Raw genomic sequence first — 13,076 nt, 5'->3', positions numbered from 1 at the left:
CGCCATAATATCTATTACATCTCAATAAATGCACTATTAAATTTATAACCAAATAACTCTTTAAATGGAAATATAACCCCCAAAAAATATCTATTTTTGATAATTAAAAAAGACAATCAATTAATGAAAAAGCATCCCTACTTGATTTAAAAAATCATTTAATATAAATAAAAATAATAATTTCCATATAACTAATTAGATGCTATATTCTCGCGGAAATTAATTCAGCATTAATAATCATCAGAAACTTATAAATCTGACAATCTAAATTTGATTTTTTATATACTCACAATGATATTGAGTATAATTAAGGCTCGTTTATGGAAAAGACAACAAACTCTTATTTAAATATAGAAAAAGAAAGCCTGTGTTCGGAAACTCATCCTGTTATATTTCATGGTAAAAAATCCGAGTATTTCTTAATTTGGCTCGTAAACTTACTGCTAACAATAATCACTCTAGGTGTTTACTCCGCATGGGCTACAGTAAGAACAAGAAGATATTTCTTAGGAAATACAGAAATTAATGGTTCTAGATTTGAGTATCATGCATCCGCTTTCAGGATCTTTTTAACACGCTTAATTATTGTTGTACTGTTAGTTTTATTCATAGTGAGCGAGTATATTCACGTAGGTTTTAAATATGCATTTTTAGCTACCCTATTCCTTTTAACGCCCTATTTTTTAGTTCGTTCTTGGCGTTTTAATGCAATAATGACGAGTTACAGAAATGTGAGATTTAATTTTCAAACCAATTACTCTAAAGCCTATTGGATTATACTGCTCCTCCCATTTCTATTAATAGTAGCATCAATAGTATCTGTTTATGGAATTGGCTCAGTTATTTCCATCATAAACACGATAAATCAACGAAATAATGGGTATTCATACCAAGAATTAAAGAGTTTTTACTTTGTTATGTCGATTGTTCAAATCGCTGTAATGACTGTTTTACTCTACCTTATTGCTAGTTTTCGCTCAAAAAAAATATATGAATTTTTTGTAAATCACCTTTGTTTTGGAAAGTCAAATTTTAGTATAAAATTAAAATATTCAAAATTTCTTAATATCTATGGGATCGCTTTTTTAATATTTTTACCTTTTTTAATCATAGCAGCGTTAGGTTTCTATCAATTTTTATCTACAGAAGTCTTTCATGCAAACTACAATGTAGATAAAAAGAGCACTTCATTTGTTACAAGTGTTCTATTCCTGAGTTATATAGATGTATACGTTGGTTTTTTTGTTTCCTATGCCTATATTCATGTCGCTACTCGACGTCTTGTCATCAATACAATGGAATTCAATAACACATTGAATTTCAAATCAACAATGACATTTTCATCCTATTTACTATTGTTAATTACCAATGCTTTATTGGTTATTTTCACTTTAGGTTTTGGTGCACCTCTCTCCCAAATACGTTATGCCAATTATATGGCTGAAAATACAAAAATTATTGGTGATCTATCATTAAAAAATGAAATAGCTCATGACGATACACACGCAACGGCTTTACATGATGAAGTTCTCAAGGAGTTTGATCTTGGGCTCAGTATATGATTTTCGAGGGTAAATACACCTATAATAAAATGGCACAGCAGTACAGTGCCATTTTATTGATAGACAATGTGTCGAATGAAATAACATTAACAATTAACGGCGACAAAAAATCATACTCTCTCTGTGAAATCAAAATATCCGATTCGTTAGGCTCACTACCTGATGTGCTCTACTTTTCGGATGGTGGATGCTTCACCTGTGATAAAAAAAACCAACTACGAAAAATAATTAGAAGTAAAAAAAAGAAAAAAATTGAAATCATTGACTTTTTAGAGCGCCGAAAAGCCACTTGCTTGTATTTGTTTATGAGCTTAATTCTAATGACTACTCTTGTTTTTCAATACGTCATCCCGTATTCATCCGGCATAGTTGCAAAGAATATTCCCATTTTCATCCAAAAAAGCCTCGGAGAAGAAACATTAGCATTACTAGATAAATCTGAGCTTAAACCAAGTAAGTTACCACTAGAAAAACAGCAAGAAATCAGCTTGCTATTTAATAACATTATGTCAATAGAGCTAAAGAACTCACCTTTAAGGCCATCGTTAATATTTAGAGATTTTCCCGGTGAGGCGAATGCATTAACTTTAGCCGATGGTACAATTATCATCACTGATGAGTTAATTAATCTAACTAAAGATGAAAATGAAATTGCATCGGTATTATTACATGAGATGGGGCATCATTATCATCAGCATATCATGCATACACTAGTGAGTTCTTCATCCATTAAATTGCTATTTTTATGGATGGTAGGGAAAACATCTAATTTAGAAGAGCTTCTTATAAATTCAGGAAGTTTATTACTCTCTCTGAGCTATTCGCGAGATATGGAATTAGAAGCCGACCAATTTGCATTAGATGCGATGATAGAGCAGGAACGTCCAATAGAAATGATGAAATCTATATTTACCAAATTATCTGAACAGCACGTAAACGTAAATTCGAAGCTATTAAGTTCTCATCCTTCTTGGCAAGAACGGCTAGATAATTTAGATAAAGCACTATTACAACAGTAAATAGGCTATTGCTAATTTATCTATTGTTTCTCGCTATAAATATTAGATATATCAACAACAATAAATCTGTATTAGACTTAAATTCAAAATCAACCCATCAAAAATAGAAACCAGTCGTATGAATTCATTTGAAAACCGCGTATCTCATTCATTATTATGCATTTTTATTTTTATCTTTTGTTTTTATTCGTCATATTTTATATTATTCATTCCTAATGTAATTCAATTACTACGTTCAGATTATGCTATACCTGCATCACTTCTGTTTTTTACACTTCCGGTATCATTAATCAGTTGGTATTACTATCAAAAAAAGTCCGGTCTAATGCCAGTTGGTATGACAACATGGCAAATAGTGTTCTTACTATTATTAACCGCAATAGGTTTATCTATTATTAGTGGTTTTTTAGGAAATGAAGAAGAATGGCTTGTGCTTTTTAAACATATAAATGGTTTTCCATTCGTTTTGTTAAGTATTAGTATAATATTTGCCGCACCTATTTCAGAAGAAATTATGTTTCGAGGTTTTTTGCTAAACGCGAGTATGTGGTATGGCCCAAATGGAAAATGGATCGGTATATTAGCGTCATCGCTCATATTTTCATCTTTGCATACACAGTATACTTCTATGAGCACCTTTGTTTACCTTTTTATAGCTGGTATCATTCTTTGCCAAATTAGAATTTATACGCGTTCACTCATTGCTCCCATGATACTTCACATGTTTATAAATACTATCTCGGTAATTTGTCTACTCTAAATAAATTTTAGTTTAAATTGTAAGCTACAACCGAATTTTATCTAAAAAAGATGTCATATACCCTATGAAATTTATTAATAAATACTCTTGTATTCTGTTAATGGCTACAAACATTTCATACGCAAATGTTTGTAATGATTTATATGAAAAAAATAAAGTCCGTTGGGACAAAAACCAAAACTTACAACTTTGTTATAATGCACTTAAAGGCGATCCTGATGCTCAATTTGATTTGGCGGGCTGGTATAAGTTGGAAGAAAATGATGCTAATGAGGCACTAAATTGGGCTTTAAAATCCGCAGAGCAAGGGTGTGCAAAATCTCAATTTGTGACTGGTCTTTTATATTATGATATCAATGGACCTGAGCCAAATTGGTTTAAAGCTTTTGAGTGGATCGAAAAATCCGCTAATAACGGGCTGCCACACGCACAAGCTATGCTTGGTTTTATGTATCAACATGGCCAAGCTGTCGCACAAAATAAAATAAAAGCCAAACAACTCTACGAAGCCGCCATTGAACAACAAAATGAGGATGGCTACAACTACTTAGGGAAAATGTATGAAAGTGGTGATGGGATCCCTATCGACAAACAGAAAGCTCAACTATTGTTTGCCCAAGAGAAAATAGCAAGGGTACTCACCATCATTAATAATAATAATTACCCCTGCCAGCAAAATGAAATTTCTCACTGAATGATTCAATCTAACTCAGTTAAATTAGCCACCAGCTAATTTAACTTGATAACCTTTAGCTTCAAGGAGTTGTTTGATCACATCGCGTTTATCGCCTTGAATTTCAATATCACCGTCTTTCACTGAGCCACCGCAACCACATTTTTTCTTAAGTTCAGCAGCTAACTTAGCTAAGCTCTCGTCATCGAGATCTAAGCCGGTAACAACACAAACGCCCTTGCCTTTACGACCCGCGGTTTCTCGACGGATCCTTACAATCCCATCACCTTTAGGACGTTGAACTTTAGGTTTTTGTTCTTCGATACGCCCAACATCCGTACTATAAACGAGACGGCTATTTGAATCACTCATGACCATTCCTTATCGACTGATTGATTTGCTGTAGAGCCAATGCAGGATCATCACTACGCGTAATTGGGCGACCAATAACCATGTAATCAACCCCTGCTTGCAATGCATCTTGTGGGGTCATAATACGACGCTGATCACCAACCTCGCTACCAACTGGACGAATACCCGGTGTGACTAGTTTAAAATCAGCACCACATAACGACTTCAGCCTGGTTGCTTCATGCGCAGAGCACACAACACCATCTAGGCCACAATCTTTTGTCAGTAATGCTAACCGCTCCGCATGTTCCGCAGGAGTAGCATTAATACCGACACCAATAAGATCAGACTGTTCCATACTGGTTAATACCGTAACAGCGGTTAATAATGGCGCATCTTTGCCAAAAGAGCTCAAAGCTTGACGAGCGGCTTCCATCATACGGCTACCACCACCCGCATGGACGTTAACCATCCAAACGCCCATTTCTGCGGCAGCGGCCACCGCACGCGCTACAGTATTTGGAATATCGTGAAATTTTAAATCAAGGAAAACATCAAAACCACGTTGATGCAGCGATTTAACAAATTGAGGGCCATTGAAAGTAAACATTTCTTTGCCCACTTTTAAACGGCATTCACGCGGATCAATCAAGTCAACAAATGCTAATGCTGCATTTGCATCTTCATAATCAAGCGCAACAATAACAGGTGAATGAGTTGATGCACGAGCGTGGTTCTCAGATGAAGAAATCATTTCGTAATAGCCTTTAATCGTGTTTGGTAATAAGTGACGTTGTCACTGGCCATCCAACCCTCTAATCGGTTTGATTGTGTCCCATGAACGGCAGGATGGGCAATGCCAATATAACGAATGCGAAGTAAAACCACATTTGTGGCAACGGTAATCAGGTTTAGTTCTTATTTGTTCACCTACCATTTTGCGCAGCAGAATTAAGCTTTCTTTTGCACGCCCTTCTTCTGCTTCTTGTAGGTGGTAATCCATCAAACGATAAAACAGCCTCATTGTAGGATGGCGTTGTATTTGATCATTGATATAACTTGCAGCGGCTTCATGGCTTTGTTTAGCGACAATAATATCTGCTAAATACAGTTCAGCAATCGCTCCTGTATTCCCTGCTACACACTGGCGCAGATAGGTTTCCCATGCATCAATATCGGAAACCTTGTGATAGCAATCATGAAGCAGCGGCAGAGTTTCTGCAACAAGTTCCCGATCTTGCTCATACACCTGTTTAAGTACCGCAATCGCTTTTTCATAATGAGACTGCTCAATAAAAATACGCCCTTTCATGATGGATACACGAGCACAATTTTTATCGGCTTGCTCAGCTTTATTAAGTAAGCTCAACGCACCATCAAGGTCATCACTACCGAGATGTTGAATCGCTAATTCACAGTAAAAATGAGCAATATTTTCTCTTAGCTCTTCATTACCCAATTTAACTAATTTAGTTGCTGTCTCAATGGCTTTAGTCCATTCACTTGTCAATTGGAAAATTGAAAGTAACGACTGTAACGCACTTTGTTTAAAATCAACTTCATCTGTCAGTTGTTGAAACATATTTTCAGCGCGATCATAAACCCCAGCAGCCATGTAATCACGGCCAAGTTGTTGAGTGGATAAGAGTCGTTGTTCAAATGATAAGGCGGCACTTTCGACTAGGGATTGATGTATCCGTATAGCACGCTCTACTTCCCCCCTAGAACGGAATAAATTTCCCAAAGTGAGATGAGCTTCAAAGGCGGAACTGTCTTCCTTTAACATATCAAGGAATAAATCGACAGCTTTATCTTGTTGGTTTGACAACAGAAAGTTAACGCCTGTCACATAATCTCGTGACAGGCGATTAGCATGTTGCTGCTTGTCTTGTTGAGCGCTTCGACGCCCCATATACCAACCATATGCAGCAGCGATTGGTAATAACAGAAACAGCAACTCAAACATATAACGTTATTCCTTGCTATTCTGCGCAACAATCTCGGTTGATTCAGCGAATGTTTTATCGCCTGTGCTTAATTGAGATTCAAGACGCCTAATTTTACGGCGGGCATTTTTTAAACTCACCATAGCGCGTAAATAGAACAGTCCAGCGACTAACCAACCCAGCACAAACCCGACACCAAACAAAGAAGCTAATAGTGAAGATACTGAGAAATCTCCCTGTGCAATCAGGTAGTTAAATGTAATAACCTGATTATTGCTTGAGCCTAGCGTAATTGAAATGATAAAAATGACGACAGCTAGTAATAAAATCAGAAAATATTTCACATTTTTTCCCGTTATCAGTTCTTATGAAAAACAAAATATCTACCTGATAAGGTAGCATTTCTAGGCCATTCAGACAAAGTAATTTATCTTATACGCCCACATAACGAATGGGAGAAGATCTGGCTACTGGTTTCTATTTATTCTTTACTCGTAATACGAATTTGCGTTTGCAATAAACGGCATGCCACCATAGCAAGAACTGCACTGATAATAATAGAAACGATGACATCTGAGGGCCAATGCATTCCCAATAACAAACGGCTAAAGACAATTCCTTCAGCCCAAACAGCAATAACAATTGCTAACGCATATTGGCGACGCTGCCAAAAAAGGCCAATCAACAACAGAGCCCAGCCAGCAGCAAATAAAACATGACCTGATGGAAAAGAATAACCCGTTTCAGCTTGCCAATGCTTACGCTGCCATGAAGGAACTTGTTGATCGCGCTTAACGACTTCTTTTATGACATCCACACGTTGTTTTCTTTTTAGCTCATAAAAATCTGAGCTAGAAATATCATAGTTTTCTTCTAACCAAACGACATAAGGCCGTGGTTCTTGAAATGTATTTTTCACAACCCCTTTTATACCTTGACCAACTAATATGCAGCAGATAATCACTATCATCCATTTTATTATATTAGCCTTCGTTGGCTGACAAATCGCCAGCGCTAACACTAACAACACAGCAGAAGTTATCAAACTATAAGGAAGCCCTGCTGTTTCAGTAAGCCAATATAACCATTTAAGTGATTCTGTGCTTTCTGATGGCTGCCAATGCCAACCGGCAAATAACATTACCGCAGGGGGAATGATCAATAAAATTGAAAATGCAGATATTGGGTAAACAGTTTTATTCATTTAATGCTATCCAAACCGATAGGTTACGCAGATTGATAAAATTAAGTTCACAGCTAATTAACTCTGCTATAGTAATATATCGCTGACCGTGTGCAAATGAATGTCAGCCTTCTATATGCTAAGTGCTAAACACCATATAGCATCGATAAATGATTTTTCTTATCGGTTAACACTATTTAATTATGTAAGAGTTATTCCAACTAATGAATGAAAATATGCAGCTAAAACGTATTGCAGAGGCCAAATTACCAACGCCTTTTGGCGAATTTTTAATGGTAGGTTTTGAAGAGATTGCAACCGGTCGTGACCATGTCGCCTTAATATTTGGTGATATTTCAGGCCCTGAGCCAGTTCTCAGTCGCATCCATTCTGAATGCTTAACCGGAGATGCATTATTCAGTTTACGTTGTGATTGTGGTTTCCAATTAGAAGCCGCACTTTCGCAAATTAGTAAAGAAGGCCGTGGCGCGCTTCTCTATCACCGCCAAGAAGGTCGTAATATTGGTCTACTCAACAAGATCCGTGCATACGCATTACAAGATCAGGGCTTAGATACTGTTGAAGCTAATTTAAAATTGGGCTTCAAAGCTGATGAACGTGATTTCACACTCTGTTCCGACATGTATAAGCTATTGGGAATTAATGAAGTTCGTTTATTAACCAATAATCCTAAGAAAATTGATATTATGCGCGAAGCGGGTATCAATGTCATTGAACGAGTACCGTTAATTGTTGGGCGTAATCCAAGTAATGCCCACTATCTAGATGTGAAAGCTGAAAAAATGGGTCACATGCTATTCAAGCACCAATAACCCTTCTCAATAGGAAGAGCTAATAACAGTGCTCTTCCTTTTCTGATATTAAACAAATAACACTCTGTTGTATTTGTTTAATCAATTGATATATTCACTTTCAATTTATAAGGTTTATACTCTAAATAATTCGAGGTGCAGCTAGGCGACAAGTGAATGAGTCGCTAGGAACATACATAAGTATGTGACTGGTGCGAGTGAATGCAGTCAACAACGCTGCAACTTGAAGTATGACGAGTATATACTGTTTGCCAATAAATTTAACACCTTAAGTTTATTTTTCTGATAACAAGGAGCTACGGTGAACAACCTGCATTCTATCCAACGCATGAGAAGATTACGTAAATCCGAAAAAATGCGTGATTTATTCCAAGAAACCCATCTTTCTATTAATGACCTATGTCTGCCTATCTTTGTTGAAGAAGGCTTAGATGATTATCAGCAAATAACCAGTATGCCTGGTGTCGTGCGTATTCCTGAAAAACGTTTAGCTTATGAAATCGAACGTATTGCTAAAGCTGGTATTAAATCCGTGATGACATTTGGTGTGTCCCACCATCTTGATGAAACAGGTAGCGATGCGTGGCAAGAAAATGGCCTTGTGGCGCGTATGTCGCGTATTTGTAAAGATACCGTTCCTGAAATGATTGTTATGTCAGATACTTGTTTCTGTGAATATACCTCTCATGGCCACTGCGGCGTAATGCATGGTGATATTGTCGATAACGATGCCACTATTCACAATTTAGGTTTACAAGCTGTTGCTGCTGCCCGTGCAGGGGCAGATTTTATCGCTCCCTCTGCGGCGATGGATGGACAAGTTGCCGCAATCCGTCATGCGCTTGATGCCGCAGGTTTTACAGATACTGCGATTATGTCTTATTCAACCAAGTTTGCATCCGCCCTTTACGGTCCATTTAGAGATGCAGCAGGATCCTGTTTAAAAGGTGATCGCAAAACTTACCAAATGAATCCAATGAATCGCCGTGAAGCACTTCATGAATCATTAATTGATGTGCAAGAAGGTGCTGATGCGCTAATGGTTAAGCCTGCCGGTGCCTATCTCGATATCATTCGTGATCTGCGTGAGTGCACAGAGCTCCCTATCGGTGCTTATCAAGTCAGTGGGGAATATGCACAAATTAAATTTGCTGCCATGGCTGGGGCGATTGATGAAACCCGCGTCACCCTTGAAACATTAGGCTCGATTAAACGTGCTGGTGCAGATTTGATCTTCACCTACTTCGCATTACAACTGGCTGAAGACAAAATTTTGTAAATATCGGCGTAACAGTCTGAAGCCCGCTATTGGCGGGCTTTTTATATTTAAGATTTAGGCTTTTTGGGCTGCGAGTTGCTCAGTCAAACGTTCGACATAGTTTTTAGCGACACTAGGCTCAAATACGCCTGTGATCATAAGAAGTTGTTTGCCCGCAGTTGTTTTCGCAACCACTCCCCATGAATAAATATCTTCTCTTGTTTGATACATCTCGACTGGATCGGTAGATTTTTCAGGTAATGCAACAATTGTGTCATCCTTAGCTAAAGCAACCAGCTCAAACGAAACATAATCCGCATTACGTCCTAATGGGAATTCTTTATCAACAAATAAACGTAGATCAAATACCTCAGTTTCTGGCGTTTGCATCACAATGGAGTACAAATTAGGAATATGCTCAAGAATATCTCTGATTTCCTCTTTATAGCGATGGCTTGAAGAAGTGCTAACTAAAATATCTGCTGCCCATAGTGCACCTTTATAAAAATCAGTTGCGTTAATATCTGCCATGTATTCATCCTTTACGTTGCCTAGCGACTTTAAAATACCCCTAAGTACTATTCTCTACTGCTATAAAAAGTTAAACACAACTCTTTCCGGTAACGAAATTTTTAAGCTAAATTTCCCATAAAAAAATCAAAATATTTTCATTTTTATGATGTATTCCCAATTTAGCTTATTAATCTTTCTTTACGTAACAATCATAACTTGAATTAAATAACCTAATATTGCGAAATAACAATAAAAAACGCCCATAGGGCAAACACATATGGGCGTTTTAGTTTGATTGATTAAAATTAATGCAGCATTTGACGGATCACATAGTGCAAGATACCACCATGACGGTAATATTCCATTTCCGTTGCTGTATCAATACGACAACGTGTCGCAATTTCTTGAACATGACCATCACCATAAGTGATTTTCACCACAATATGTTGTCCAGGTTCAATGGATTGTAGGTATTCAACGTCAATGCGTTCATCCCCTTTTAACTCTAGAGTTTTACGCGTGGTTCCCTGAGGGAACTCAAGAGGGATCACCCCCATACCGATTAAGTTTGAACGATGAATTCGCTCGTAAGATTCCGCAATAACCACACGGACGCCTAGCAAGTTAGTTCCTTTAGCAGCCCAGTCACGGCTGGAGCCAGAACCATATTCCTTACCTGCGATAATGGCTAACGGACGTTTTTCCTCTTGATACAACATGGCTGCATCATAAATCGCCATTTGTTTACCACTTGGAATATGTTTTGTATAACCACCTTCAACACCCGGTACCATTTCGTTACGAATGCGAATATTGGCAAATGTTCCTCGCATCATAACCTCATGGTTACCACGGCGTGAACCATATGAGTTAAAGTCAGCCGCTGCAACACCATGCTCTTGTAAATAACGCCCAGCAGGACTATCCGCTTTGATATTACCTGCTGGAGAGATATGGTCAGTAGTCACTGAGTCGCCTAAAATCGCTAATATATTAGCGCCATGAATATCTTTAACCGCTTCTGGTGCAGCTTTCATACCTTCAAAGAAAGGTGGATGGCGAATATAGGTCGAATCCTCCTGCCAGTTATACGTTGCTGAACTTTCAACTGCTAAGGCCTGCCATGCTTCATCACCATCAAAAACCGCACTGTATTCTTTGCGGAACATATCCGTTTTAACTTTTTCAACCGCTTGAGCAATTTCAGCACTTGATGGCCAAATATCTTTCAGGTAAACATCATTGCCTTGTGTATCCTTACCTAAAGGATCCGTTTTGACATTAATATTCATGTTACCTGCTAATGCATAAGCAACCACCAGCGGTGGTGAAGCCAGCCAGTTAGTTTTCACTAATGGATGGATACGGCCTTCAAAGTTACGGTTGCCTGATAATACTGCACCCACCGTTAAATCAGCTTGTTTGATCGCTTGTTCAATCGGTTCAGGCAAAGGACCTGAGTTACCAATACAGGTTGTACAGCCATAGCCGACTAGGTTAAATCCAAGCTGATCTAAATAAGGCGTAAGCCCTGCTAATGCTAAATAATCGGTAACAACCTTTGACCCCGGTGCTAATGATGATTTCACCCAAGGCTGGCGAGTGAGCCCCTTCTCTACAGCTTTTTTCGCTAATAGCCCAGCAGCCATAAGAACACTTGGGTTAGAGGTATTAGTACAAGACGTGATAGCGGCAATGACCACTGCGCCATCTTTCATTTCAAAGTTTTGCCCTTGATACTCAACAGCTAAATGAGCGGCTTTATCTTTTTTGTTCAGCTCTAACTCAATTGCTGCTTGGAATGCTTTTGGAACTTGGCTCAGTTCAACACGATCTTGTGGACGTTTAGGACCCGCCAAACTGGATTCAACTGTCGACATATCCAGTTCTAGTGTGCTGGTAAAGATAGGCTCATCACCTTTATGACGCCATAACCCCTGCTCTTTGCTATACGCTTCTACTAGGGCAATTTCTTGATCGCTACGCCCAGTTAATTTCATATAGCTCAGTGTCACTTCATCTACGGGGAAGAAACCACAGGTTGCCCCATATTCAGGGGACATATTAGCTATAGTTGCTCTGTCCGCGAGTGGTAAATCAGCGAGACCATCACCATAAAATTCAACAAACTTCCCAACCACACCATGCTTACGTAGCATTTGAGTTACGGTTAAAACTAAATCCGTCGCGGTGATACCTTCCGCTAATTTGCCTGTCAATTTAAAACCGACCACATCAGGGATCAACATAGAGATAGGCTGACCTAACATAGCAGCTTCAGCTTCAATGCCCCCAACACCCCAACCTAATACACCAAGGCCATTAATCATGGTGGTGTGGGAGTCAGTACCTACTAAAGTGTCTGGATAAGCAAATAATTTACCGTCTATTTCTTCATACCATACGGCTTTACCAAGGTACTCTAAATTGACTTGGTGACAAATACCGGTTCCAGGTGGCACAACTCTAAAACGATTGAATGCTTTTTGCCCCCAACGTAGAAATAGGTAACGCTCATGGTTACGCTTCATTTCAATTTCGACGTTATCATCGAAGGCATTATTTGTTGCGAACTCGTCCACCATCACCGAGTGGTCGATAACCAAATCGACAGGTGATAATGGGTTAACTTGCTCAACATTACCCCCTAACGATTTAACCGCTTCTCGCATCGCTGCAAGGTCAACCACAGCGGGTACGCCAGTAAAATCCTGCATTAATACACGTGCTGGGCGATAAGCTATTTCTCTATTAGCATGCCCAGTTTTTTGCCAATCAATAATCGCTTGTAGATCGGCTTCGACCACTGATTTGCCATCGATATTTCGCAATAGATTTTCGAGCAGAACTTTAAGGGATTTGGGTAGTTTTGTAGGATCACCGAGTTGCTTAGTCGCAATCGGTAAACTGAAGTAATTATAGAGCTTGCTTCCCACACTGAGTGTTGCTGCACTCTGCGTTTTTAGACTCAACGACAT

The 13,076-nt window shown here is 38.5% G+C and carries 13 protein-coding genes; 6 read left to right on the top strand and 7 right to left on the bottom strand.

Annotated elements, in window-relative coordinates; all coding sequences use genetic code 11:
• The first annotated feature begins 320 nt into the window (after window positions 1–320).
• The 4 genes from SC428_RS01410 to SC428_RS01395 all read left to right on the top strand — a co-directional run bounded on the left by SC428_RS01410 (window position 321) and on the right by SC428_RS01395 (window position 4,035).
• Window positions 321–1,562: a YjgN family protein gene (locus SC428_RS01410; RefSeq protein WP_318705655.1), complete on the top strand. Its 1,242-nt coding sequence runs from the start codon at window positions 321–323 to the stop codon at window positions 1,560–1,562.
• Window positions 1,559–2,581 (top strand): M48 family metallopeptidase, encoded by a 1,023-nt coding sequence (locus tag SC428_RS01405; protein WP_318705653.1) that lies wholly within the window; start codon window positions 1,559–1,561, stop codon window positions 2,579–2,581. The genes SC428_RS01410 and SC428_RS01405 overlap by 4 nt, the downstream gene beginning before the upstream one ends.
• A gap of 118 nt (window positions 2,582–2,699) precedes the next feature.
• A complete protein-coding gene (locus SC428_RS01400; RefSeq protein ID WP_318705651.1) occupies window positions 2,700–3,341 on the top strand; it encodes a type II CAAX endopeptidase family protein in 642 nt (213 codons plus the stop codon).
• Window positions 3,342–3,441: 100 nt separating this feature from the next.
• Window positions 3,442–4,035 (top strand): tetratricopeptide repeat protein, encoded by a 594-nt coding sequence (locus SC428_RS01395; RefSeq protein ID WP_318705649.1) that lies wholly within the window; start codon window positions 3,442–3,444, stop codon window positions 4,033–4,035.
• A 24-nt stretch (window positions 4,036–4,059) separates the two neighbouring features.
• On the opposite strand, the gene yciH is transcribed toward SC428_RS01395, so the two are convergent.
• From yciH to pgpB, 5 genes are all read right to left on the bottom strand, one after another.
• Window positions 4,060–4,386 carry a stress response translation initiation inhibitor YciH gene (gene yciH, locus SC428_RS01390; protein WP_070928099.1) on the bottom strand — a complete coding sequence of 109 codons (327 nt, stop codon included), beginning with the start codon at window positions 4,384–4,386 and terminating at the stop codon, window positions 4,060–4,062.
• Window positions 4,379–5,119, bottom strand: a complete 741-nt coding sequence (gene pyrF, locus SC428_RS01385; protein ID WP_070928101.1) for an orotidine-5'-phosphate decarboxylase — start codon at window positions 5,117–5,119, stop codon at window positions 4,379–4,381. The genes yciH and pyrF overlap by 8 nt, the downstream gene beginning before the upstream one ends.
• A gap of 42 nt (window positions 5,120–5,161) precedes the next feature.
• Window positions 5,162–6,331, bottom strand: coding sequence for a lipopolysaccharide assembly protein LapB (gene lapB, locus SC428_RS01380; protein ID WP_318705645.1), 1,170 nt, complete (start codon window positions 6,329–6,331; stop codon window positions 5,162–5,164).
• Between the two features lie 6 nt (window positions 6,332–6,337).
• The gene (locus SC428_RS01375; protein WP_070928102.1) at window positions 6,338–6,655 is read right to left on the bottom strand and encodes a LapA family protein; all 318 of its coding nucleotides are present in this window, start codon (window positions 6,653–6,655) and stop codon (window positions 6,338–6,340) included.
• Between the two features lie 137 nt (window positions 6,656–6,792).
• Window positions 6,793–7,515: a phosphatidylglycerophosphatase B gene (pgpB, locus tag SC428_RS01370; protein ID WP_318705642.1), complete on the bottom strand. Its 723-nt coding sequence runs from the start codon at window positions 7,513–7,515 to the stop codon at window positions 6,793–6,795.
• Between the two features lie 215 nt (window positions 7,516–7,730).
• On the opposite strand from pgpB, the gene ribA reads away from it, so the two are divergent.
• Complete coding sequence (ribA, locus tag SC428_RS01365; protein WP_318705789.1) at window positions 7,731–8,327, top strand: GTP cyclohydrolase II; 597 nt, start codon at window positions 7,731–7,733, stop codon at window positions 8,325–8,327.
• A 301-nt stretch (window positions 8,328–8,628) separates the two neighbouring features.
• Window positions 8,629–9,606: a porphobilinogen synthase gene (gene hemB / locus SC428_RS01360; RefSeq protein WP_140179550.1), complete on the top strand. Its 978-nt coding sequence runs from the start codon at window positions 8,629–8,631 to the stop codon at window positions 9,604–9,606.
• A gap of 54 nt (window positions 9,607–9,660) precedes the next feature.
• Here hemB and SC428_RS01355 read toward each other — a convergent pair whose 3' ends face one another.
• Both SC428_RS01355 and acnA read right to left on the bottom strand, forming a co-directional pair.
• Complete coding sequence (locus SC428_RS01355; RefSeq protein WP_070928106.1) at window positions 9,661–10,116, bottom strand: hypothetical protein; 456 nt, start codon at window positions 10,114–10,116, stop codon at window positions 9,661–9,663.
• A 287-nt stretch (window positions 10,117–10,403) separates the two neighbouring features.
• A complete protein-coding gene (gene acnA / locus SC428_RS01350) occupies window positions 10,404–13,076 on the bottom strand; it encodes an aconitate hydratase AcnA (protein ID WP_140186603.1) in 2,673 nt (890 codons plus the stop codon).

Origin of the sequence: Providencia sp. 2023EL-00965 (assembly GCF_033550225.1) — a bacterium.
GTDB lineage: Bacteria > Pseudomonadota > Gammaproteobacteria > Enterobacterales > Enterobacteriaceae > Providencia > Providencia manganoxydans.
This window is presented reverse-complemented; position numbering and strand designations above follow the sequence as displayed.

Bases quoted from the DNA above. Each gene is read 5' to 3' on its own strand.
- SC428_RS01410 (WP_318705655.1), top strand. From the start codon at position 321: ATGGAAAAGACAACAAACTCTTATTTAAATATAGAAAAAGAAAGCCTG.
- SC428_RS01405 (WP_318705653.1), top strand. From the start codon at position 1,559: ATGATTTTCGAGGGTAAATACACCTATAATAAAATGGCACAGCAGTAC.
- SC428_RS01400 (WP_318705651.1), top strand. From the start codon at position 2,700: ATGAATTCATTTGAAAACCGCGTATCTCATTCATTATTATGCATTTTT.
- SC428_RS01395 (WP_318705649.1), top strand. From the start codon at position 3,442: ATGGCTACAAACATTTCATACGCAAATGTTTGTAATGATTTATATGAA.
- yciH (WP_070928099.1), bottom strand. From the start codon at position 4,386: ATGAGTGATTCAAATAGCCGTCTCGTTTATAGTACGGATGTTGGGCGT.
- pyrF (WP_070928101.1), bottom strand. From the start codon at position 5,119: ATGATTTCTTCATCTGAGAACCACGCTCGTGCATCAACTCATTCACCT.
- lapB (WP_318705645.1), bottom strand. From the start codon at position 6,331: ATGTTTGAGTTGCTGTTTCTGTTATTACCAATCGCTGCTGCATATGGT.
- pgpB (WP_318705642.1), bottom strand. From the start codon at position 7,515: ATGAATAAAACTGTTTACCCAATATCTGCATTTTCAATTTTATTGATC.
- ribA (WP_318705789.1), top strand. From the start codon at position 7,731: ATGCAGCTAAAACGTATTGCAGAGGCCAAATTACCAACGCCTTTTGGC.
- SC428_RS01355 (WP_070928106.1), bottom strand. From the start codon at position 10,116: ATGGCAGATATTAACGCAACTGATTTTTATAAAGGTGCACTATGGGCA.
- acnA (WP_140186603.1), bottom strand. From the start codon at position 13,076: ATGTCGTTGAGTCTAAAAACGCAGAGTGCAGCAACACTCAGTGTGGGA.